The organism is Staphylococcus sp. SM3655, assembly GCF_016917315.1.
Classification (GTDB): Bacteria; Bacillota; Bacilli; order Staphylococcales; family Staphylococcaceae; genus Staphylococcus; species Staphylococcus aureus.
In genome coordinates, this window is record NZ_CP070305.1 from 1,917,970 (window position 1) to 1,942,401 (window position 24,432).

Annotated in this window: 24 protein-coding genes, 1 tRNA gene and 1 pseudogene; 23 read left to right on the forward strand and 3 right to left on the reverse strand. The window is 32.5% G+C overall.

Going from position 1 to position 24,432, the window contains the following annotated elements; translation table 11 throughout:
• The first annotated feature begins 2 nt into the window (after positions 1-2).
• The 3 genes from arcC (at position 3) to elxI1 (ending at position 3,198) form a co-directional block, all read left to right on the forward strand.
• Complete coding sequence (gene arcC / locus JQN76_RS09455; RefSeq protein WP_001074342.1) at positions 3-935, forward strand: carbamate kinase; 933 nt, start codon at positions 3-5, stop codon at positions 933-935.
• Between the two features lie 171 nt (positions 936-1,106).
• Positions 1,107-2,663 (forward strand): YfcC family protein, encoded by a 1,557-nt coding sequence (locus tag JQN76_RS09460; RefSeq protein ID WP_000432077.1) that lies wholly within the window; start codon positions 1,107-1,109, stop codon positions 2,661-2,663.
• Positions 2,664-2,970: 307 nt separating this feature from the next.
• A complete protein-coding gene (gene elxI1, locus JQN76_RS09465) occupies positions 2,971-3,198 on the forward strand; it encodes an epilancin biosynthesis-related protein ElxI1 (RefSeq protein ID WP_000149429.1) in 228 nt (75 codons plus the stop codon).
• A gap of 304 nt (positions 3,199-3,502) precedes the next feature.
• On the opposite strand, the gene JQN76_RS09470 is transcribed toward elxI1, so the two are convergent.
• Entirely contained in the window at positions 3,503-4,450 is a 948-nt protein-coding gene (locus JQN76_RS09470) for a TDT family transporter (RefSeq protein ID WP_001836926.1), read from the reverse strand.
• A 248-nt stretch (positions 4,451-4,698) separates the two neighbouring features.
• On the opposite strand from JQN76_RS09470, the gene JQN76_RS09475 reads away from it, so the two are divergent.
• Positions 4,699-4,887: a hypothetical protein gene (locus JQN76_RS09475; RefSeq protein WP_001245802.1), complete on the forward strand. Its 189-nt coding sequence runs from the start codon at positions 4,699-4,701 to the stop codon at positions 4,885-4,887.
• A 474-nt stretch (positions 4,888-5,361) separates the two neighbouring features.
• On the opposite strand, the gene JQN76_RS09480 is transcribed toward JQN76_RS09475, so the two are convergent.
• Positions 5,362-5,435: transfer RNA gene (locus JQN76_RS09480), tRNA-Arg, on the reverse strand.
• 363 nt (positions 5,436-5,798) lie between these two features.
• Here JQN76_RS09480 and JQN76_RS09485 point away from each other — a divergent pair.
• From JQN76_RS09485 to JQN76_RS09495, 3 genes are all read left to right on the forward strand, one after another.
• Complete coding sequence (locus tag JQN76_RS09485) at positions 5,799-5,933, forward strand: beta-class phenol-soluble modulin (protein WP_000398672.1); 135 nt, start codon at positions 5,799-5,801, stop codon at positions 5,931-5,933.
• 56 nt (positions 5,934-5,989) lie between these two features.
• On the forward strand, positions 5,990-6,124 hold the full coding sequence (locus tag JQN76_RS09490; protein WP_000147103.1) for a beta-class phenol-soluble modulin: 135 nt from the start codon (positions 5,990-5,992) through the stop codon (positions 6,122-6,124).
• A gap of 123 nt (positions 6,125-6,247) precedes the next feature.
• A complete protein-coding gene (locus JQN76_RS09495; RefSeq protein ID WP_001788648.1) occupies positions 6,248-6,943 on the forward strand; it encodes a YjjG family noncanonical pyrimidine nucleotidase in 696 nt (231 codons plus the stop codon).
• A 108-nt stretch (positions 6,944-7,051) separates the two neighbouring features.
• Here JQN76_RS09495 and JQN76_RS09500 read toward each other — a convergent pair whose 3' ends face one another.
• Positions 7,052-7,492, reverse strand: a complete 441-nt coding sequence (locus tag JQN76_RS09500; RefSeq protein ID WP_001289711.1) for an N-acetyltransferase — start codon at positions 7,490-7,492, stop codon at positions 7,052-7,054.
• Positions 7,493-7,686: 194 nt separating this feature from the next.
• Here JQN76_RS09500 and bshC point away from each other — a divergent pair, with 194 nt between their 5' ends.
• The 16 genes and pseudogenes from bshC to JQN76_RS09580 all read left to right on the forward strand — a co-directional run bounded on the left by bshC (position 7,687) and on the right by JQN76_RS09580 (position 24,253).
• On the forward strand, positions 7,687-9,300 hold the full coding sequence (gene bshC / locus JQN76_RS09505) for a bacillithiol biosynthesis cysteine-adding enzyme BshC (protein WP_000340475.1): 1,614 nt from the start codon (positions 7,687-7,689) through the stop codon (positions 9,298-9,300).
• 143 nt (positions 9,301-9,443) lie between these two features.
• A complete protein-coding gene (mraZ, locus tag JQN76_RS09510; RefSeq protein WP_000480800.1) occupies positions 9,444-9,875 on the forward strand; it encodes a division/cell wall cluster transcriptional repressor MraZ in 432 nt (143 codons plus the stop codon).
• Positions 9,876-9,911: 36 nt separating this feature from the next.
• Positions 9,912-10,828 (forward strand): annotated as a pseudogene (gene rsmH, locus JQN76_RS09515) (16S rRNA (cytosine(1402)-N(4))-methyltransferase RsmH).
• Between the two features lie 13 nt (positions 10,829-10,841).
• A complete protein-coding gene (ftsL, locus tag JQN76_RS09520) occupies positions 10,842-11,243 on the forward strand; it encodes a cell division protein FtsL (RefSeq protein WP_000257598.1) in 402 nt (133 codons plus the stop codon).
• On the forward strand, positions 11,224-13,458 hold the full coding sequence (locus JQN76_RS09525; RefSeq protein ID WP_001118663.1) for a penicillin-binding protein: 2,235 nt from the start codon (positions 11,224-11,226) through the stop codon (positions 13,456-13,458). The genes ftsL and JQN76_RS09525 overlap by 20 nt, the downstream gene beginning before the upstream one ends.
• 291 nt (positions 13,459-13,749) lie before the next feature.
• On the forward strand, positions 13,750-14,715 hold the full coding sequence (gene mraY / locus JQN76_RS09530; protein WP_000578458.1) for a phospho-N-acetylmuramoyl-pentapeptide-transferase: 966 nt from the start codon (positions 13,750-13,752) through the stop codon (positions 14,713-14,715).
• A 1-nt stretch (position 14,716) separates the two neighbouring features.
• Positions 14,717-16,066, forward strand: coding sequence for a UDP-N-acetylmuramoyl-L-alanine--D-glutamate ligase (gene murD / locus JQN76_RS09535; RefSeq protein WP_000935991.1), 1,350 nt, complete (start codon positions 14,717-14,719; stop codon positions 16,064-16,066).
• A gap of 15 nt (positions 16,067-16,081) precedes the next feature.
• Complete coding sequence (locus JQN76_RS09540; protein ID WP_000342186.1) at positions 16,082-17,401, forward strand: cell division protein FtsQ/DivIB; 1,320 nt, start codon at positions 16,082-16,084, stop codon at positions 17,399-17,401.
• A gap of 105 nt (positions 17,402-17,506) precedes the next feature.
• Positions 17,507-18,913, forward strand: coding sequence for a cell division protein FtsA (ftsA, locus tag JQN76_RS09545; protein ID WP_000391032.1), 1,407 nt, complete (start codon positions 17,507-17,509; stop codon positions 18,911-18,913).
• Positions 18,914-18,945: 32 nt separating this feature from the next.
• Complete coding sequence (gene ftsZ / locus JQN76_RS09550) at positions 18,946-20,118, forward strand: cell division protein FtsZ (protein ID WP_000888997.1); 1,173 nt, start codon at positions 18,946-18,948, stop codon at positions 20,116-20,118.
• 259 nt (positions 20,119-20,377) lie between these two features.
• Complete coding sequence (pgeF, locus tag JQN76_RS09555; RefSeq protein ID WP_000999342.1) at positions 20,378-21,169, forward strand: peptidoglycan editing factor PgeF; 792 nt, start codon at positions 20,378-20,380, stop codon at positions 21,167-21,169.
• Between the two features lie 23 nt (positions 21,170-21,192).
• Positions 21,193-21,861 (forward strand): YggS family pyridoxal phosphate-dependent enzyme, encoded by a 669-nt coding sequence (locus tag JQN76_RS09560; RefSeq protein WP_001548498.1) that lies wholly within the window; start codon positions 21,193-21,195, stop codon positions 21,859-21,861.
• A complete protein-coding gene (locus tag JQN76_RS09565; RefSeq protein WP_000018608.1) occupies positions 21,858-22,421 on the forward strand; it encodes a cell division protein SepF in 564 nt (187 codons plus the stop codon). Before JQN76_RS09560 ends, JQN76_RS09565 begins: the two co-directional genes overlap by 4 nt.
• A gap of 11 nt (positions 22,422-22,432) precedes the next feature.
• Positions 22,433-22,723: a YggT family protein gene (locus tag JQN76_RS09570; RefSeq protein WP_000354114.1), complete on the forward strand. Its 291-nt coding sequence runs from the start codon at positions 22,433-22,435 to the stop codon at positions 22,721-22,723.
• Between the two features lie 109 nt (positions 22,724-22,832).
• Positions 22,833-23,612, forward strand: a complete 780-nt coding sequence (locus JQN76_RS09575; protein ID WP_000607105.1) for a YlmH family RNA-binding protein — start codon at positions 22,833-22,835, stop codon at positions 23,610-23,612.
• Positions 23,613-23,635: 23 nt separating this feature from the next.
• On the forward strand, positions 23,636-24,253 hold the full coding sequence (locus tag JQN76_RS09580) for a DivIVA domain-containing protein (protein ID WP_001117066.1): 618 nt from the start codon (positions 23,636-23,638) through the stop codon (positions 24,251-24,253).
• The last annotated feature ends 179 nt before the right edge of the window (positions 24,254-24,432 follow it).

Genomic DNA, 24,432 nt, shown 5'->3' on the forward strand with positions numbered 1-24,432 from the left:
TGATGGCGAAAATAGTAGTAGCATTAGGTGGTAATGCTTTAGGAAAATCACCTCAAGAACAACTCGAGCTTGTTAAAAATACTGCGAAATCATTAGTAGGATTAATAACAAAAGGACATGAGATTGTTATTAGTCATGGTAATGGACCACAGGTTGGAAGCATTAATTTGGGACTTAACTATGCTGCAGAACATAACCAAGGTCCGGCATTTCCATTTGCTGAATGTGGCGCAATGAGTCAAGCTTACATCGGCTATCAATTACAAGAAAGCTTACAAAATGAATTGCATTCTATTGGAATGGATAAACAAGTGGTAACACTAGTGACACAAGTTGAAGTTGATGAAAATGATCCGGCATTTAACAATCCTTCAAAACCAATTGGGTTATTTTACAACAAAGAAGAAGCTGAACAAATTCAAAAAGAAAAAGGATTTATATTTGTTGAAGATGCTGGAAGAGGATATAGACGCGTTGTTCCTTCACCACAACCCATCTCTATTATTGAATTAGAGAGTATTAAAACACTTATTAAAAATGATACACTCGTTATTGCTGCTGGCGGTGGAGGTATACCAGTAATTAGAGAGCAACATGATGGTTTTAAAGGTATTGATGCAGTTATAGACAAAGATAAAACAAGTGCATTGTTGGGTGCTAATATTCAATGCGATCAATTGATTATTTTAACAGCAATTGATTATGTATATATTAATTTTAACACTGAAAACCAACAGCCTTTGAAAACAACAAATGTTGATGAATTAAAACGATATATAGACGAAAATCAATTTGCAAAAGGAAGTATGTTACCAAAAATTGAAGCAGCCATATCATTTATTGAAAACAATCCAAAAGGAAGCGTGCTTATAACATCATTAAATGAATTAGATGCTGCCTTAGAGGGTAAAGTAGGTACTGTGATTAAAAAGTAATTGAATTGAAACGCTTTTCAATTACTATATGTCAAATGCATGATTTTTATTATTTATGTGCACCCCCTGAAAATAATGCCTCTATTTTGATGCGGGGTGCACTTTCTTAATTTATATTTATAAAATCTTTAAGGTAGAAATGCTAGGTTAAATGTCGAAGGAGATGAAACCGTGGAAAATACAATTAATGAAAGTGAAAAGAAAAAACGATTTAAATTAAAAATGCCAGGTGCATTTATGATTTTATTCATTTTAACGGTTGTTGCAGTTATAGCAACATGGGTTATTCCTGCTGGTGCATATTCTAAACTTTCTTACGAACCTTCATCCCAAGAACTAAAGATAGTTAACCCTCATAACCAAGTGAAAAAGGTTCCGGGTACGCAACAGGAACTAGACAAAATGGGAGTTAAAATTAAGATTGAACAATTTAAATCAGGTGCAATTAATAAGCCGGTATCAATTCCGAATACTTATGAAAGATTAAAGCAACATCCAGCTGGACCAGAACAAATAACAAGTAGCATGGTTGAAGGTACGATAGAAGCGGTCGATATCATGGTATTCATTCTTGTACTAGGGGGACTTATTGGCGTAGTTCAAGCCAGTGGTTCTTTTGAATCGGGATTGTTAGCTTTAACGAAGAAAACAAAAGGGCATGAATTTATGCTAATTGTGTTTGTATCAATACTAATGATTATCGGCGGGACGTTATGTGGTATTGAAGAAGAAGCTGTAGCATTCTATCCGATTTTAGTCCCTATATTTATAGCGTTAGGATACGATTCTATCGTTTCAGTTGGTGCCATATTCCTTGCCAGCTCTGTCGGTAGTACATTTTCAACTATTAACCCGTTCTCGGTTGTAATTGCCTCTAATGCCGCTGGTACAACTTTTACGGATGGCTTGTATTGGAGAATAGGTGCTTGTATTGTCGGTGCGATTTTTGTTATTAGTTATTTATATTGGTACTGTAAAAAAATTAAAAACGATCCTAAAGCGTCATATTCTTATGAAGACAAAGATGCTTTTGAACAGCAATGGTCTGTATTAAAAGATGACGATAGTGCCCATTTTACTTTGCGTAAGAAGATAATCCTTACATTATTTGTACTACCATTTCCAATTATGGTATGGGGAGTTATGACGCAAGGTTGGTGGTTCCCAGTTATGGCTTCAGCATTTTTAATATTTACAATTATAATAATGTTTATTGCTGGGACAGGTAAATCTGGATTGGGAGAAAAAGGAACTGTAGATGCATTTGTCAATGGTGCATCAAGTTTAGTAGGTGTATCTTTAATTATTGGTTTAGCTCGAGGTATTAATTTAGTGTTGAATGAAGGTATGATTTCAGATACAATCTTACACTTTTCATCATCTTTAGTTCAACATATGAGTGGACCATTATTTATCATCGTATTACTATTTATTTTCTTCTGTTTAGGTTTTATCGTGCCATCATCTTCTGGCTTAGCGGTATTATCAATGCCTATCTTTGCACCACTAGCTGATACAGTAGGTATACCAAGATTCGTCATCGTTACGACATATCAATTTGGTCAATATGCGATGTTATTCTTAGCGCCGACTGGACTTGTTATGGCCACACTACAAATGTTAAACATGCGATATTCACATTGGTTCCGATTTGTATGGCCGGTAGTTGCTTTTGTATTGATTTTCGGTGGCGGAGTACTAATTACGCAAGTACTAATTTATTCATAATTTGAAATGCTATATTATAAAAAATACTAATGGGGTTTTATGCATCTCGTAGGTTTGTAGAAATACTAAACTAAGCGAGGTGCATTATTATTTTTGATTAAGAAAATAATGACGGTAATGATAACACTAGTAAGTAATTGATACAATGCTCTATTTAATAATGATATTTTTAAAATTTGTTTTTAATGTAATGTTAGATCTATGGTATATTATATTTATCGTGGTAAAAATGTATTTGCTGTAAACAATTTTTGTAACGCATGATACATATGGTTGTGAAAATAGCATAAATAAAGGATGGCTATAAATGACACATTTGACAAAAGTTTTAGTTACACTAACTGGAATATGCGTAGTATTATTATTTAGTAAATATTTTGTGGCGTATGCAAATATGGTATTTGATTGGAATTTAAGATGGTATATGCTAGAAAACATACCACATTTGCCAATTATATTATTTATTCTGATGTTTATTTTCGGAGTTCCTTCTGAAATGATAAAAGATAGGCAAAGGAAAAATAACGGCGTTTAATTTATCGATATTTAGAGGTGATAAAATTTGTCAACTATTACAAAGACTAAAATAAAAATCTTTATTAATTATTTTATTGGTATATTAGCCTTGGCGTTTGCTGCTTATATATTATTTAAATAAAGGTTAGAGTGAAACGTGTTTATGAACTAGACGTTCTAGTATAGTTACTACAGCTTTAGTCAGAAGGTATCATTGATAAGATCATATTAAATCAAAGAGGCATTGATATACACTAAAAAGAGGCAAGATTACCTGCCTCTTTTTAGTTATTAAATATACGTGTTAATTCTTGGTAATAGTGTTACTGAGACGCATTACGAAGAAATTTATCTTGTTTTTCCTTTTTTAAAAAGAAGTGAAGATATCCTATAAAGACTCTAAGTACTATTACAGTGGCTAATAACACTTCGATAAACAAAAGACCTTTCCAAATGTCTGGAAACATAAGTACAGGCAAACTGTTCTTTAAAGCAGTTGCTGAGATTACTAAAGGGAATGTGAAAGCTGAAAATACGGGCGAAAAAGGTTCTTTTAGTAATTTAGGCAATTGTATAATGATATAAAAATAAAATATTTGAGCTAATAGTAAAAATATAATTACGATAAAAGCATTCGCCTTAGGAAAAGCTATAACATATGCTGCAGCGACTAAAGAAAATGGTGCACAAATTGTCGATGTGTTCGGTTTGATTGACGTCTGCAATGGAAATGCTTTTAATCGCTTGAAAACTATAGGTAAGACAATACAAGTAGCTACAAAGCCATATATTACTGTTAATTGACCTATGAAAAAATATCCGCTAACGGGTGCCGTCAATCCTGCGATAGCAATACCAATAAAAAGTACAGTCCACGAAGGATAAACATTTTCAAGTGAAAAATCTTTTAAATATTTTATTGAAAAAATAATCATATGCGTCATAATTCCCACAAGGCATAAAATCCAAATAGGCGTTATTAAGCTATTGATAAAAGTTATGTTACTAAAAAATGTATTTAAATAAGTAGTACCTAAAAAGCCAGACATGAAAAATGTTGTGAACACTGATGAAACTAGAGGACTGTTTAATTGTTCTTTCACATTATTAAAATATTTGATCATAGTATATAAAAGGTGAATCCAAATCAAGAAAGCAAAGATTCCGCAAACAGCGTTTAAAGTAAGAGATAAGTCTTTTAATAGATTACCCAGGCCTAATAATCCTAAGACTAGTCCTGACGTTACTAGAGGTGCTTTTTGAAGTCTCATGATTTACAACCTTTCTTATGTGATTTTCTTCACTAATTATATCATGATAGCTATGGCCAATTAATAAGAAGAGTGTGTACTATTACGTTATTAGAGTATGTATATTGGATTGATAGACACATAATTGACATTTAAATCTCAAAATTAATGATATTTGAGGTATGCTTTGCAACCTAAATATTGGAATATGTGGAAAAGTAATTATTTAATTTAAATGATGATTGAAGATTTACAAGGGGGTGTACAAAATGAGAAATCAAATTCAAAAACTATTAGACAGTGATTTGAGCAGTTTACATATATCGAAACAAACAGGAGTTCCACAAAGCACAATACACAGAATGAGAAAAAATGAAAGATCATTAGACAATATGTCATTGAAAAACGCTGAACTACTTTATAAATTTGCCAATAGTATATTTAGCAATGAAAATTAAGAAGAATAATTAGTGAGTTAAATAATTAAAAAACCACGTCTCGATGGACGTGGTTATTTTTTTTAGATGTATATAATTATAATTATAGGATTTCGGGCCCCTGAAAAGTCCCTAAAATTTTGAATAGTATCAAAATCTATAGGAATAATATAATAATAAAAATCTCTACGCATGCAAATGGTGAGTGTTAAAAATCTTGGTGTAGTGTTGGTGTAGTTCAGGTGCAGTATAGATGAAATTTGAGCACAAAATTACTTAATTAAAAATGTATAAACAAGTGTCAGACGCGTGTCAATTGTGTGTCAAAAAATTCTATAACGAATAAGCATGCTTGTTTTAATTACTGTATTTTCGGGGCTTATGCGGGGGACGTTTTGGTGACGCATCATACTATATTACTGAAATTCAAAACAAAAAGAGCCCCGTAATCACGGAACTCTTTTGTTTGGTAATGCGTATAAAAATACCTATAAACGTCCTGGGAGGGATTCGAACCCCCGACCGATGGCTTAGAAGGCCATTGCTCTATCCAGCTGAGCTACCAGGACACGTTTAACAACACAAGAATTATTATATCTAAATGAACTTAAATTAGCAATACCTTGTAAATAAAAAATGTTTATATTTTTCACTATTATAGAGCTATTTATCTAAAAAGGTTCAATAAGACTTAAATACGAATTCAGGCAACTTAATTGTGTTAAATACAGTTTTGAATGCCTAACTGTATTTCTTTTCTCTTTAAAATACAGTTAAGTACATTATAAGATGTTGTGCGGATAAACAAACTAATTGCATCAAATTTATTTTAAAATAACAACAACAAAACGTTAAGCGAATAACATTTCGGTGATTTAAAAGCTACGCACGTTTTTGTTATCTTCAAATTTAAATTTTAAGGAGTGTTTTCAATGGAAGGTTTATTTAACGCAATTAAAGATACCGTAACTGCAGCAATTAATAATGATGGCGCAAAATTAGGCACAAGCATTGTGAGCATCGTTGAAAATGGCGTAGGTTTATTAGGTAAATTATTCGGATTCTAATTTCAATATGTTATGTAAGTAATCAGTATTATTTCAAAGGTGAGGGAGAGATTTAAATGACTGGACTAGCAGAAGCAATCGCAAATACTGTGCAAGCTGCACAACAACATGATAGTGTGAAATTAGGCACAAGTATCGTAGACATCGTTGCTAACGGTGTGGGTTTACTAGGTAAATTATTTGGATTCTAATATAATAACTAATATTCTTTAAAATAAACTGGGTGAGCATACTTTAATGTTATGCACTCAGTTTATTTTATTTGCAGAAATTTGAGCCTCTGTTAAGATTTAGATACATAGACAATATAGGAGATGGGGAAATTGGGATATAAAAATATTTTGATAGACTTTGATGATACAATTGTTGATTTTTATGATGCAGAAGAATGGGCGTTTCACTATATGGCGAATGTTTTTAATCATAAAGCAACAAAGGATGATTTTTTAACATTTAAAAAAATCAATCACCAACATTGGGAAGCTTTTCAACAAAATAAATTAACGAAGTCTGAAGTATTATCAGAACGATTTGTGAATTACTTCAAACATCATCAAATGGAAGTTGATGGGCATCGTGCAGATGTGTTATTTAGAAATGGATTAGCAGAAGCTAAAGTTAAATACTTTGATCAAACATTAGAAACAATTGTCGAATTATCGAAAAGACATGATTTATATATTGTTACTAATGGTGTAACCGAAACGCAAAAGAGAAGGTTAAATCAGACGCCGTTGCATAAATATATTAAAAAGATATTTATATCTGAAGAAACAGGATATCAAAAACCTAATCCGGAATTTTTTAATTATGTTTTTAATGATATTGGTGAGGATGAAAGACAGCACTCGATTATAGTTGGAGATTCTTTAACATCTGACATTCTAGGTGGAATCAATGCGGGTATAGCTACTTGCTGGTTTAATTTTAGAGGATTTGATCATAATCCAGGAATTATACCTGATTATGAAATTAATTCATGGAAACAACTAAATGATATTGTACGTTAAGACAAATAATTTGAAAATGATTTACTTATATTAGCTTAAGAAAGTAATTGTAAAAAAGACACTACGAAAAGATGCATTTTCATGCTCGTAGTGTCGAATATTATTATCTTATGGTTTCCACAATAAGACATCATGTCCCTCTATATTTTTAGCTTCCACATCTGTAAATCCATGATGTAAAAAGAAATCCTTAGAATCATTTCTGCCAATGGCTTTAATTGGCATATTGAAACTCTTTGCAAAATCAATCAATTCTGAAGCGTACCCTCTGTTTTGATATTTTGGTAATACTTCTAACTTCCATAATAATATATAATCTTCAAAATCTGGGAAGTAGATTTCTTCGACATCACCTTTTTTTAGTAATGCCATTCTAGCTCCTAATTGATCTCCGACAAATATGCCATAAAATGGTGAATCTGAACTTGCATCAATCATTTGACCGTTTAACTCATTGACCATGTATAAGTCTTTGTTGCCAAACGCTCTAAAGTTTTCGAATAATTCGTCAGTTTTGTAATTAATTTCAAGACGTTTGATTTCACTCATATTTATCTACCCCTTATTTGTTTACTACTATTATTATACATTAAACCACTTGTGTTTTTCATTGATTTGAAAATGTAAAACAATGAATATTATAAATTTTCCATGATTAAATTGATTTTCAAGCCGTAAAATTGTCAATCACCGGTATAGACTTTATACTATAGTTTGTAATCGCGTACTTAAGGAGAAAAAACATGGACTGTAAAGTAGTTAGTTTAAATGAAAAAGATCAGTTTATACCAAAAATAAAGAGCAGTGACCCTGTAATAACAGGATTATTTCAATATGATGCAGCTCAACAAACTAGTTTTGAAAAAAGGATGTCTAAAGAAAATAATGGAAGAGAAGCGGCATTAGCGAATGTTATTCGTGAATATATGAGTGATTTAAAGCTTTCAAGTGAACAAGAATTAAACATACAACATTTAGCTAATGGTTCAAAAGTTGTGATTGGTGGACAACAAGCAGGGCTTTTCGGGGGACCATTGTATACATTCCATAAAATATTTTCAATCATTACTTTATCTAAGGAATTAACGGATACACATAAGCAACAAGTAGTACCAGTTTTTTGGATTGCAGGAGAAGATCATGATTTCGATGAAGTGAATCATACATTTGTTTATAACGAAAATCATGGGTCGCTGCATAAGGTTAAATATCATACAATGGAGATGCCAGAGACGACTGTCTCTAGATATTATCCTGATAAGGCTGAGTTGAAACAAACTTTAAAAACGATGTTCATTCATATGAAAGAAACTGTTCATACACAAGGTCTACTGGAGATTTGTGACAGAATTATTGACCAATATGACTCGTGGACTGATATGTTTAAAGCACTACTGCATGAAACATTTAAAGCATATGGCGTTCTATTTATAGATGCGCAGTTTGAGCCGTTAAGAAAAATGGAAGCGCCTATGTTTAAAAAGATTTTGAAAAAACATCAGTTGCTTGATGATGCTTTTAGAGCAACACAACAACGTACTCAAAATCAAGGCTTGAATGCGATGATACAAACAGATACAAATGTTCATTTATTCTTACATGATGAAAATATGCGTCAATTAGTTTCGTATGATGGTAAGCATTTTAAATTAAATAAAACAGATAAGACATATATAAAGGAAGAAATTATAAATATTGCGGAAAATCAACCTGAATTATTTTCTAATAATGTAGTGACAAGACCATTAATGGAAGAATGGTTATTTAACACGGTGGCATTTGTTGGAGGACCGAGTGAAATTAAGTACTGGGCTGAACTAAAAGATGTATTTGAACTATTTGATGTTGAAATGCCTATCGTGATGCCAAGGCTTAGAATTACTTATTTAAATGACCGTATAGAAAAATTACTTTCGAAATACAATATTCCATTAGAAAAAGTGTTAGTCGATGGTGTTGAAGGAGAAAGAAGTAAGTTTATTAGAGAACAAGCATCACATCAATTTATTGAAAAGGTAGAAGGTATGATTGAACAACAGCGTCGTCTAAACAAAGACTTATTAGATGAAGTGGCGGGGAATCAAAATAATATTAACCTTGTGAATAAAAATAATGAAATTCATATACAACAGTATGATTATTTGTTAAAACGTTATCTTTTAAACATTGAAAGAGAAAACGACATCAGTATGAAGCAATTTAGAGAAATTCAAGAAACACTCCATCCAATGGGAGGATTACAAGAAAGAATATGGAATCCACTTCAAATTTTGAATGATTTTGGGACAGATGTGTTCAAGCCCTCCACCTATCCACCACTTTCTTACACTTTTGATCATATTATTATAAAACCTTAATATACCAAGGGTTTAGCCCGATTTATCTTAATGATAAATCGGGCATTTTTTTGTTTTTTAAAATAAATTTCACAAATTTTGTATAAATAGTGGTGGATAGTGGGGAGATGTGGTAAATTATATATAAGGTGAGGTGATAAAAAATGTTCATGGGAGAATACGATCATCAATTAGATACAAAAGGACGTATGATTATACCGTCCAAGTTTCGTTATGACTTAAATGAGCGTTTTATTATCACAAGAGGCCTTGATAAATGTTTATTCGGTTACACTCTAGACGAATGGCAACAGATTGAAGAGAAAATGAAAACCTTACCTATGACAAAAAAAGACGCACGTAAGTTTATGCGTATGTTCTTCTCTGGTGCTGTTGAAGTAGAACTTGATAAGCAAGGGCGTATTAACATCCCTCAAAACTTGAGGAAATACGCTAATTTAACTAAAGAATGTACAGTAATCGGTGTTTCAAATCGTATTGAGATTTGGGATAGAGAAACTTGGAATGATTTCTATGAAGAATCTGAAGAAAGTTTCGAAGATATTGCTGAAGATTTAATAGATTTTGATTTTTAAAATGGAGGAATTGAAGTGTTTCATCATATCAGCGTTATGTTAAACGAAACCATTGATTATTTAAATGTAAAAGAAAATGGTGTGTACATTGACTGTACGCTAGGTGGAGCGGGACATGCCCTTTATTTACTAAATCAATTAAATGACGACGGAAGATTAATAGCAATCGATCAAGACCAAACTGCAATTGATAATGCTAAAGAGGTATTAAAGGATCATTTGCATAAGGTGACTTTTGTTCATAGCAACTTCCGTGAATTAACTCAAATATTAAAAGACTTAAACATTGAAAAAGTAGATGGAATTTATTACGACTTGGGTGTTTCAAGCCCACAACTCGACATTCCAGAACGAGGATTCAGTTATCACCATGACGCAACATTAGACATGCGTATGGACCAAACACAAGAACTAACGCTTCATATGAAATTGTTAACAATTGGTCATATGAAGCGTTAGTGAAGATTTTTTATCGCTATGGCGAGGAGAAATTTTCAAAACAGATAGCTCGAAGAATCGAAGCACATCGCGAACAACAACCAATAACAACAACATTAGAATTAGTTGACATTATAAAAGAAGGTATTCCTGCAAAAGCAAGAAGAAAAGGCGGACATCCTGCAAAACGAGTATTTCAAGCACTACGAATTGCAGTAAACGATGAATTGTCAGCTTTTGAAGATTCAATAGAACAAGCGATTGAATTAGTGAAAGTAGATGGCAGGATTTCGGTAATCACTTTCCATTCTTTAGAAGATCGTTTATGTAAACAGGTGTTCCAAGAATATGAAAAAGGTCCAGAGGTACCAAGAGGATTACCAGTTATACCAGAAGCATATACACCTAAGTTAAAGCGTGTTAATCGTAAACCGATTACCGCTACAGAAGAAGATTTAGATGACAATAACAGAGCACGAAGCGCGAAATTACGTGTAGCTGAAATACTTAAATAAGGAGCAATTTATAATGGCTGTAGAAAAAGTGTACCAACCATATGACGAACAAGTTTATAATAGTATACCGAAGCAACAACCACAAACTAAGCCCGAAAAGAAGACTGTTTCGAGAAAAGTGGTTGTACAATTAACTAAATTTGAAAAAGTTTTATACATAACTTTGATTACTGTAATTGCTATGTTAAGTATTTATATGCTATCTTTAAAAATGGATGCGTATGATACGCGAGGAAAGATTGCAGATTTAGATTATAAAATAGATAAACAATCAAGTGAAAACAGTGCTTTACAATCTGAAATCAAAAAGAATTCTTCTTATGAACGCATATACGAAAAGGCTAAGAAACAGGGGATGAGCCTTGAGAACGATAATGTAAAGGTAGTGCGTAGTAATGGCGAAGCAAAAAATTAAAATTAAAAAAAATAAAATAGGGGCAGTCCTACTTGTTGGTTTATTCGGACTGCTCTTTTTTATATTGGTTTTAAGAATTTCATATATCATGATTACTGGACATTCTAATGGTCAAGATTTAGTCATGAAGGCAAATGAAAAGTATTTAGTTAAGAATGCACAACAACCAGAACGAGGAAAGATATATGATCGTAATGGTAAAGTGCTAGCAGAAGATGTAGAAAGATATAAACTTGTTGCAGTAATAGATAAAAAGGCGAGTGCCAATTCTAAAAAACCTAGGCATGTAGTTGATAAAAAAGAGACTGCAAAGAAATTATCTACAGTCATTAATATGAAGCCAGAGGAAATTGAAAAGAGACTTAGTCAAAAGAAAGCTTTCCAAATTGAATTTGGACGCAAAGGAACAAATTTAACGTATCAGGACAAATTGAAAATAGAGAAAATGAATTTGCCTGGTATTTCTTTATTGCCTGAAACAGAACGCTTTTATCCAAATGGCAATTTTGCATCACACTTAATTGGTAGAGCTCAGAAAAATCCGGATACTGGTGAACTTAAAGGTGCACTTGGAGTTGAAAAGATTTTTGATAGTTATTTAAGTGGATCTAAAGGATCATTGAGATATATTCATGATATTTGGGGATATATCGCACCAAATACTAAAAAAGAGAAGCAGCCTAAACGTGGTGATGATGTCCATTTAACAATCGATTCAAATATTCAAGTATTTGTTGAAGAAGCTTTAGATGGCATGGTTGAAAGATACCAGCCGAAAGATTTATTTGCGGTTGTCATGGATGCCAAAACTGGAGAAATTTTAGCATACAGTCAGCGACCAACATTTAATCCTGAAACTGGTAAAGACTTTGGTAAAAAGTGGGCAAATGACCTTTATCAAAACACATACGAGCCTGGATCAACATTTAAATCATATGGGTTAGCAGCTGCTATTCAAGAAGGTGCTTTTGATCCTGATAAGAAATATAAATCTGGACATAGAGATATTATGGGTTCACGTATTTCAGACTGGAATAGAGTCGGTTGGGGTGAAATCCCAATGTCACTCGGATTTACTTATTCATCTAATACATTGATGATGCATTTACAAGATTTAGTTGGTGCAGACAAAATGAAATCTTGGTATGAACGATTTGGATTTGGAAAATCAACTAAAGGTATGTTTGATGGAGAAGCACCTGGTCAAATTGGATGGAGTAATGAGTTGCAACAAAAAACGTCATCATTTGGTCAATCGACAACAGTAACACCTGTTCAAATGTTACAAGCGCAATCAGCGTTCTTTAATGATGGTAATATGTTAAAACCATGGTTTGTGAATAGCGTTGAAAATCCTGTTAGTAAAAGACAATTTTATAAAGGGCAAAAACAAATCGCAGGCAAACCAATAACAAAAGATACTGCTGAAAAAGTTGAAAAGCAATTGGATTTAGTTGTGAATAGTAAGAAGAGTCACGCTGCAAACTATCGTATTGATGGTTATGAGGTCGAAGGTAAGACTGGTACAGCACAAGTCGCTGCACCTAATGGTGGTGGATACGTTAAAGGTCCAAACCCATATTTTGTAAGTTTTATGGGTGACGCGCCGAAGAAAAATCCTAAAGTTATTGTATACGCTGGTATGAGCTTGGCACAAAAAAATGACCAAGAAGCTTATGAATTAGGTGTTAGTAAAGCGTTTAAACCAATAATGGAAAATACTTTGAAATATTTAAATGTAGGTAAATCAAAAGATGACACATCTAATGCAGAGTATAGTAAAGTGCCAGATGTTGAAGGTCAAGACAAACAAAAAGCTATTGATAATGTGAGTGCAAAATCATTAGAACCAGTTACTATTGGTTCTGGCACACAAATAAAAGCACAATCTATAAAAGCAGGGAATAAAGTCTTACCTCATAGTAAAGTACTGTTATTAACAGATGGAGACTTAACTATGCCTGACATGTCAGGATGGACGAAAGAAGATGTCATTGCTTTTGAAAACCTAACAAATATTAAAGTAAATTTAAAAGGTAGCGGTTTTGTGTCCCACCAATCAATTAGTAAGGGACAAAAACTTACTGAAAAAGATAAAATAGACGTAGAATTTTCATCAGAGAATGTAGACAGCAATTCGACGAATAATTCTGATTCAAATTCAGATGATAAGAAGAAATCTGACAGTAAAACTGACAAGGATAAGTCGGACTAACAAGAATGGCTACATTAAATTAGGATGTATTGTCACTATTTGTTTTTACTAAAGTAATGCTGTGATAGAAAACAACATCTTCATTTAATCTTTATAAATAAGTGTTGATAGAGAATTTTAAGGTAGACGAGGTCAGATTAACTTGTTTGTTATAGGCAAACTTTTTATACTGGCCTCTTATGCCGTAAAAAAGAAAAATTATAAATTTTGATTACAACTTTGTTTATTTAATTGAAAAATTGATAATATATTAGTGGTTAAAAAAGTCTGGATTAAGAAGAGGAGATAGTTATGATTTTTGTATATGCGTTATTAGCGCTAGTGATTACATTTGTTTTGGTACCTGTTTTAATACCTACATTAAAAAGGATGAAATTTGGTCAAAGTATTCGAGAAGAAGGTCCACAAAGCCATATGAAGAAGACTGGTACACCAACGATGGGTGGACTAACATTTCTATTAAGTATTGTGATAACGTCTTTGGTGGCTATTATATTTGTAGATCAAGCTAATCCAATCATACTGTTATTATTTGTGACGATTGGTTTTGGGTTAATTGGTTTTATAGATGATTATATTATTGTTGTTAAAAAGAATAACCAAGGTTTAACAAGTAAACAGAAGTTTTTGGCGCAAATTGGTATTGCGATTATATTCTTTGTTTTAAGTAATGTGTTTCATTTGGTGAATTTTTCTACGAGCATACATATTCCATTTACGAATGTAGCAATCCCACTATCATTTGCATATGTTATTTTCATTGTTTTTTGGCAAGTAGGTTTTTCTAATGCAGTAAATTTAACAGATGGTTTAGATGGATTAGCAACTGGACTGTCAATTATCGGATTTACAATGTATGCCATCATGAGCTTTGTGTTAGGAGAAACGGCAATTGGTATTTTCTGTATCATTATGTTGTTTGCACTTTTAGGATTTTTACCATATAACATTAACCCTGCTAAAGTGTTTATGGGAGATACAGGTAGCTTAGCTTTAGGTGGTATATTTGCTACCATTTCAATCATGCTTAATCAGGAATTATCATTAATTTTTATAGGTTTAGTATTCGTAATTGAAACATTATCTGTTATGTTACAAGTCGCTAGCTTTAAATTGACTGGAAAGCGTATATTTAAAATGAGTCCGATTCATCATCATTTTGAATTGATAGGATGGAGCGAATGGAAAGTAGTTACAGTATTTTGGGCTGTTGGTCTGATTTCAGGTTTAATCGGTTTATGGATTGGAGTGCATTAAGATGCTTAATTATACAGGGTTAGAAAATAAAAATGTATTAGTTGTCGGTTTGGCAAAAAGTGGTTATGAAGCAGCTAAATTATTAAGTAAATTAGGTGCGAATGTAACTGTCAATGATGGAAAAGACTTATCACAAGATGCTCATGCAAAAGATTTAGAATCTATGGGCATTTCTGTTGTAAGTGGAAGTCATCCATTAACGTTGCTTGATAATAATCCAATAATTGTTAAAAATCCTGGAATACCTTATACAGTATCTATTATTGATGAAGCAGTGAAACGAGGTTTGAAAATTTTAACAGAAGTTGAGTTAAGTTATCTAATCTCTGAAGCACCAATCATAGCTGTAACGGGTACAAATGGTAAAACGACAGTTACTTCTCTAATTGGAGATATGTTTAAAAAAAGTCGCTTAACTGGAAGATTATCCGGCAATATTGGTTATGTTGCATCTAAAGTAGCACAAGAAGTAAAGCCTACAGATTATTTAGTTACAGAGTTGTCGTCATTCCAGTTACTTGGAATCGAAAAGTATAAACCACACATTGCTATAATTACTAACATTTATTCGGCGCATCTAGATTACCATGAAAATTTAGAAAACTATCAAAATGCTAAAAAGCAAATATATAAAAATCAAACGGAAGAGGATTATTTGATTTGTAATTATCATCAAAGACAAGTGATAGAGTCGGAAGAATTAAAAGCTAAGACATTGTATTTCTCAACTCAACAAGAAGTTGATGGTATTTATATTAAAGATGGTTTTATCGTTTATAAAGGTGTTCGTATTATTAACACTGAAGATCTAGTATTGCCTGGTGAACATAATTTAGAAAATATATTAGCAGCTGTGCTTGCTTGTATTTTAGCTGGTGTACCTATTAAAGCAATTATTGATAGTTTAACTACATTTTCAGGAATAGAGCATAGATTGCAATATGTTGGTACTAATAGAACTAATAAATATTATAATGATTCCAAAGCAACAAACACGCTAGCAACACAGTTTGCCTTAAATTCATTTAATCAACCAATCATTTGGTTATGTGGTGGTTTGGATCGAGGGAATGAATTTGACGAACTCATTCCTTATATGGAAAATGTTCGCGCGATGGTTGTATTCGGACAAACGAAAGCTAAGTTTGCTAAACTAGGTAATAGTCAAGGGAAATCGGTCATTGAAGCGAACAATGTCGAAGACGCTGTTGATAAAGTACAAGATATTATAGAACCAAATGATGTTGTATTATTGTCACCTGCTTGTGCGAGTTGGGATCAATATAGTACTTTTGAAGAGCGTGGAGAGAAATTTATTGAAAGATTCCGTGCCCATTTACCATCTTATTAAAGGGTGTGAGTATTGATGGATGATAAAACGAAGAACGATCAACAAGAATCAAATGAAGATAAAGATGAATTAGAATTATTTACGAGGAATACATCTAAGAAAAGACGGCAAAGAAAAAGATCAAAGGCTACACATTTTTCTAATCAAAATAAAGATGATACATCTCAACAAGCTGATTTTGATGAAGAAATTTACTTGATAAATAAAGACTTCAAAAAAGAAGAAAGCAATGATAAAAATAATGATTCTGCTTCTAGTCATGCGAATGATAATAATATCGATGATTCTACAGACTCTAATATTGAAAATGAGGATTATAGATATAATCAAGAAATTGACGACCAAAATGAATCGAATGTAATTTCAGTCGACAACGAACAACCTCAATCAGCTCCTAAAGAACAAAATAGCGACTCGATTGATGAGGAAACAGTAACGAAAAAAGAACGAAAAAGTAAAGTAACACAATTAAAGCCATTAACACTTGAAGAAAAGCGGAAGTTAAGACGTAAGCGACAAAAGCGAATCCAATACAGTGTTATTACAATATTGGTATTGTTGATTGGTGTTATATTAATTTACATGTTTTCACCACTTAGTAAAATTGCGCATGTAAATATAAATGGAAATAATCACGTTAGTACTTCAAAGATAAACAAAGTTTTAGGTGTTAAAAATGATTCAAGGATGTATACGTTTAGTAAAAAAAATGCTATTAATGATCTCGAAGAGAATCCATTAATCAAAAGTGTTGAGATACACAAGCAATTACCAAACACATTAAACGTAGATATCACAGAAAATGAAATTATTGCTTTAGTGAAATATAAAGGTAAATATTTACCTTTATTAGAAAATGGTAAATTGCTTAAAGGTTCAAATGATGTCAAAATTAATGATGCACCTGTCATGGATGGTTTCAAAGGTACAAAAGAAGATGATATGATTAAGGCGTTATCTGAAATGACACCTGAAGTTAGACGATATATTGCCGAAGTGACATACGCCCCAAGTAAAAACAAACAAAGCAGAATTGAATTGTTTACGACAGATGGACTTCAAGTAATCGGTGATATTTCGACGATATCTAAGAAAATGAAATATTATCCGCAGATGTCACAATCATTATCAAGGGATAGTTCGGGTAAACTAAAAACACGAGGCTATATTGATTTATCAGTCGGTGCTTCATTTATCCCATACCGTGGAAACACGTCTAGTCAATCAGAAAGCGATAAAAATGTGACTAAATCATCTCAAGAGGAAAATCAAGCAAAAGAAGAATTACAAAGCGTTTTAAACAAAATTAACAAACAATCAAGTAAGAATAATTAAAAAATTTTGATATTGTCTATGTTTATAGTTCACAAGCCATTCAACGTATTGTAAACTAAGGATAGTGTATTTTTTTAATAGTAATTTGTCAGGAGGTGCCTATCTATGGAAGAACATTACTACGTAAGTATTGATATTGGATCATCAAGCGTAAAAACAATAGTAGGCGAGAAATTTCACAATGGTATAAATGTGATAGGTACAGGACAAACCTACACGAGCGGTATAAAAAATGGTTTAATTGATGATTTTGATATTGCGCGACAAGCAATCAAAGACACAATTAAAAAGGCATCAATCGCTTCGGGTGTTGATATTAAAGAAGTTTTCCTGAAATTACCTATCATTGGAACGGAAGTTTATGATGAATCAAATGAAATCGACTTTTATGAGGATACAGAAATCAACGGTTCACATATCGAAAAAGTATTAGAAGGTATTAGAGAAAAAAATGATGTGCAAGAAACAGAAGTAATTAATGTGTTCCCGATTCGTTTTATAGTCGATAAAGAAAATGAGGTTTCAGACCCTAAAGAATTAATTGCCAGACATTCATTAAAGGTTGAAGCAGGCGTAATTGCTATTCAAAAATCGATTTTAATTAATATGATTAAATGCGTAGAAGCATGTGGTGTTGATGTATTAGATGTTTACTCTGATGCATATAACTATGGTTCAATCCTAACAGCTACTGAAAAAGAGTTAGGTGCATGTGTCATTGATATTGGTGAAGACGTTACGCAAGTTGCTTTTTATGAACGCGGTGAATTAGTAGATGCTGATTCTATCGAAATGGCAGGGCGTGATATTACAGACGATATTGCACAAGGATTAAACACTTCTTATGAAACTGCTGAAAAAGTTAAACACCAATATGGTCATGCATTCTATGATTCTGCTTCAGATCAAGATATCTTCACTGTTGAACAGGTTGATAGTGATGAAACAGTACAGTATACACAAAAAGATTTGAGTGACTTTATTGAAGCGCGTGTAGAAGAAATATTCTTCGAAGTATTTGATGTTTTACAAGATTTAGGATTAACAAAAGTAAATGGTGGGTTTATTGTAACTGGTGGATCTGCAAACTTACTTGGCGTAAAAGAATTATTATCAGATATGGTAAGTGAAAAAGTTAGAATTCACACGCCATCACAAATGGGAATTAGAAAACCTGAATTTTCTTCAGCAATTTCTACAATTTCTAGTAGTATCGCTTTTGATGAGTTATTAGATTATGTTACAATTAATTATCATGATAATGAAGAAACTGAAGAAGATGTTATTGATGTGAAAGACAAAGATAACGAATCTAAATTAGGCGGATTTGATTGGTTTAAACGTAAAACAAACAAAAAAGATACTCATGAAAATGAAGTAGAGTCAACAGATGAAGAAATTTATCAATCAGAAGATAATCATCAGGAACATAAACAGAATCATGAACATGTTCAAGACAAAGATAAAGAAGAAAGTAAATTCAAAAAACTAATGAAATCTCTATTTGAATGATTATTGGCCAATAAAACTAGGAGGAAATTTAAATGTTAGAATTTGAACAAGGATTTAATCATTTAGCGACTTTAAAGGTCATTGGTGTAGGTGGTGGCGGTAACAACGCCGTAAACCGAATGATTGACCACGGAATGAATAATGTTGAATTTATCGCTATCAACACAGACGGTCAAGCTTTAAACTTATCTAAAGCTGAATCTAAAATCCAAATCGGTGAAAAATTAACACGTGGTTTAGGAGCAGGAGCTAACCCTGAAATCGGTAAAAAAGCTGCAGAGGAATCTCGTGAACAAATTGAAGATGCAATCCAAGGTGCAGACATGGTATTTGTTACTTCTGGTATGGGTGGCGGAACTGGTACTGGTGCAGCACCAGTCGTTGCTAAAATTGCAAAAGAAATGGGCGCATTAACTGTTGGTGTTGTAACTCGTCCATTTAGTTTTGAAGGACGTAAACGTCAAACTCAAGCTGCTGCTGGAGTAGAAGCTATGAAAGCTGCAGTAGATACATTAATCGTTATACCAAATGACCGTTTATTAGATATCGTTGACAAATCTACGCCAATGATGGAAGCATTTAAAGAAGCTGACAACGTGTTACGCCAAGGTGTACAAGGTATCTCAGACTTAATCGCTGTTTCTGGTGAAGTAAACTTAGACTTTGCAGACGTTAAGACAATTATGTCTAACCAAGGTTCTGCATTAATGGGTATTGGTGTTTCTTCTGGTGAAAATAGAGCGGTAGAAGCTGCTAAAAAAGCAATCTCTTCTCCATTACTTGAAACATCTATCGTTGGTGCACAAGGTGTGCTTATGAATATTACTGGTGGCGAGTCATTGTCATTATTTGAAGCACAAGAGGCTGCTGATATTGTCCAAGATGCTGCAGATGAAGACGTTAATATGATTTTCGGTACAGTTATTAATCCTGAATTACAAGATGAGATTGTTGTAACAGTTATTGCAACTGGTTTTGATGACAAACCAACATCACATGGTCGTAAATCTGGTAGCACTGGATTCGGAACAAGCGTAAATACTTCTAGCAATGCAACTTCTAAAGATGAATCATTCACTTCAAATTCATCAAATGCACAAGCAACTGATAGTGTAAGTGAAAGAACGCATACAACTAAAGAAGATGATATTCCAAGCTTCATTAGAAATAGAGAAGAAAGACGTTCAAGAAGAACAAGACGTTAATCGGTTAATATATATACACAAATAATTCAACACAAATCATCAGATAACATATCTGATGATTTTTTTACTAATTTTTAGAACATGTAGAAGGACATTTAAGTTTTTCGAAGTCATTAAAAGTGTTTAAGTATCGTGTCAAAATTAAGTCAAAAATTATTTGCGCAACATTTTAACTTTAAACATAAATGTTATATTATATAATTATTAACTTTGTACAGTTAGACGAAGATAATTTAAATGAAATGATGGTGACGATCGAGTGAATGATAATTTTAAAAAGCAACCGCATCATTTAATATATGAAGAATTATTACAACAAGGTATTACTCTAGGTATTACAACTAGAGGAGATGGTTTAAGCGACTATCCTAAAAATGCTTTTAATATGGCGAGATATATTGATGATCGCCCATATAATATTACTCAACATCAATTGCAATTAGCTGAAGAAATTGCGTTTGATAGAAAAAATTGGGTGTTTCCCATCCAAACACATGAAAATAAAGTCGCTTGTATTACAAAGGATGATATAGGCACAAATATAGACACTTTAACTGATGCGCTTCATGGTATTGATGCGATGTACACATATGATAGTAATGTCTTATTAACGATGTGTTATGCAGACTGTGTACCAGTATATTTTTATAGTACAAAACATCATTTTATTGCATTGGCGCATGCAGGTTGGCGTGGTACCTATACTGAAATTGTAAAAGAAGTGCTAAAACATGTGAACTTTGATTTGAAAGACTTACATGTCGTTATTGGACCATCTACATCATCAAGTTATGAAATTAATGATGATATTAAAAATAAATTTGAAACATTGCCAATTGATAGTGCCAACTATATTGAAACTAGAGGACGAGATCGTCATGGTATTGATTTGAAAAAAGCCAATGCTGAATTATTAAATTATTATGGTGTTCCTAAAGAAAATATTTATACGACAGCGTATGCTACATCTGAACATTTAGAATTATTTTTCTCTTATCGATTAGAAAAAGGTCAAACAGGACGCATGTTAGCATTCATTGGTCAACAGTAAACAAGGAGGAGATATGTTTGCGTGTGAAAGATAATTTACAACAAATCTCAACACAAATTAATGACAAAAGTGAAAAAAATAATTTTTCAACAAAACCAAACGTGATTGCAGTTACAAAATATGTTACAATAGAGCGAGCTAAAGAAGCGTATGAGGCTGGAATAAGACATTTTGGTGAGAATAGATTGGAAGGCTTTTTTCAAAAGAAAGAAGCATTACCATCAGATGCGGTGATTCATTTTATAGGATCATTACAATCTCGAAAAGTTAAGGACGTTATAAACGACGTAGATTATTTCCATGCTTTAGATCGATTGAGCTTAGCCAAAGAAATTAACAAACGTGCAGAACATAAAATTAAATGTTTCTTGCAAGTGAACGTTTCGGGAGAAGCTTCTAAACATGGTATTGCTTTAGAAGATGTTGATCAGTTTATAGATGATCTTAAAAAATATGACAAAATCGAAATTGTAGGTTTAATGACGATGGCACCATTGACAGATGATGAAGCATATATTAGATCGTTATTTAAACAGTTACGTTTGAAAAAAGAAGAAATACAACGACTCAATTTAGAATATGCGCCTTGTGATGAATTATCAATGGGAATGAGTAATGACTATCTTATTGCAGTTGAAGAAGGTGCGACGTTTGTTAGAATTGGGACTAAACTTGTAGGAGAAGAGGAGTGAGCCACTTGGCTTTAAAAGATTTATTTAGTGGATTTTTTGTAATAGATGATGAAGAGGAAGTAGAAGTACCTGACAAACAACAACAGGTAAATGAAGCGCCAGCAAAAGAGCAGTCACAACAAACAACAAAACAAAACGCAATCAAATCAGTCCCTCAAAAATCTGCATCAAGATATACAACAACGTCAGAAGAAAGGAATAACCGTATGTCTAATTATTCAAAAAATAATTCACGTAATGTTGTAACTATGAACAATGCTACACCAAACAATGCATCACAAGAAAGTTCAAAAATGTGTTTATTCGAACCACGTGTTTTTTCAGATACACAAGATATTGCAGATGAGCTTAAAAACCGCCGTGCGACACTTGTCAATTTACAACGTATTGATAAAGTATCAGCGAAAAGAATTATTGATTTTTTAAGCGGTACTGTTTATGCAATCGGTGGAGATATCCAACGTGTAGGTACTGATATTTTCTTATGTACGCCTGATAATGTGGAAGTAGCTGGAAGCATTACAGACCATATTGAAAATATGGAACATTCATTCGACTAAGGAGTTAACATATGGATATAAATGTGCTAGCTACAATATTTAAATTTATCCTTTTTGTTGTTGAAATTTATTATTTCGGCATGATTATATATTTCTTTACATCTTGGGTACCAAGTATTAGAGAAACTAAGGTAGGTTATTTTTTAGCGAAAATATATGAACCTTTCTTACAACCATTTAGAAAAGTAATTCCACCTATTGGAATTATCGACATATCATCAATCGCTGCAATTATCGTTTTAGTATTATTCCAAAAAGGGTTACTCCAAATCTTTAATTGGATTTTAATTCAATTACAATAAATTAAGCGACATAACGAGGCAAGGGTACATGATACTTTAGCCTCGTTTTTGATATGTATTTTTCTGAATATAAGGGCAATAGATGGTATTTTATAATTTTTTTAAGGTAGTGATTAACATAGATATTTATCAACACTTTAGACAGGAAGAATACGAATTAATTGATCAGCTAACGGATAAATGTGATCAAGCGGAACAGCATTATGCACCAGTATTAACGCATTTTTTAGATTCAAGAGGGCAATATATATTGGAAGTGATTTGTGGCAGTTATGAAGATTTAAACGTCTCTTTTTATGGCGGGCCTAATGCTGAAAGAAAAAGAGCAATCATTTCGCCGAACTATTATGAACCTAAAGAAAGTGACTTTGAATTAACTTTAATGGAAATAGAGTATCCTGAAAAATTCGTCACTTTAAAACATCAACATATTTTAGGGACATTAATGTCTTTAGGTATCGAACGCGAACAAGTTGGAGATATAATTGTGAATGAACGAATTCAATTTGTTTTGACAAGTAGATTGGAATCATTTATTATGTTAGAATTACAACGTATTAAAGGCGCATCAGTTAAACTTTATACTATTCCAGTAACAGATATGATACAATCTAATGAGAATTGGAAAAATGAAAGTGCAACAGTTAGTTCTTTAAGGTTAGATGTTGTTATTAAAGAAATGATACGTAAATCACGTACGATTGCGAAACAACTAATTGAAAAAAAACGTGTTAAAGTGAATCACACTATTGTTGATTCAGCAGATTTTCAATTACAAGCAAATGATTTAATATCCATCCAAGGTTTTGGTAGAGCACACATTACTGACTTAGGTGGTAAAACTAAAAAAGATAAAACGCACATTACCTATAGAACATTATTCAAATAGTAATGATTTAAGGAGGATAACAAATGCCTTTTACACCAAATGAAATTAAGAATAAAGAGTTTTCACGTGTAAAGAATGGTTTAGAACCTACTGAAGTTGCTAATTTTTTGGAGCAACTAAGCACTGAAATTGAACGTCTTAAAGAAGATAAAAAACAACTTGAAAAAGTAATCGAAGAGAGAGATACTAATATTAAGTCTTATCAAGACGTGCATCAATCTGTAAGTGATGCTTTGATACAAGCTCAAAAAGCTGGTGAAGAAACTAAGCAAGCTGCAGAAAAACAAGCTGAAGCGATTATAGCTAAGGCAGAAGCGCAAGCTAATCAAATGGTTGGTGACGCGGTAGAAAAAGCACGCCGTTTAGCATTCCAGACTGAAGATATGAAACGTCAATCAAAAGTATTTAGATCGCGTTTCCGTATGTTAGTTGAAGCGCAATTAGACTTATTAAAAAACGAAGATTGGGATTACTTGTTGAATTATGATTTAGACGCTGAACAAGTGACGCTTGAAAATATTCATCATTTGCATGAAAATGATTTAAAGCCAGATGAAGTTGCAGCAAATGCACAAAATAATGCATCAAATACATCAGACAATAATCAACAATCCAATGATTCAGAAACAACTAAGAAGTAAGAATTAAATAAAGACAGACGCGTAATATACATTTAACTTTTCACAGCGAATTAGGTAATGGTGAGAGCCTAGTAAAAGCATGTATGTTATATCACTGGCTTTTTAATATTTAAATAATGTAATGAGAGAACTCTAAGTTGAGTTAATAAGGGTGGTACCGCGAGCAATCGTCCCTTTTA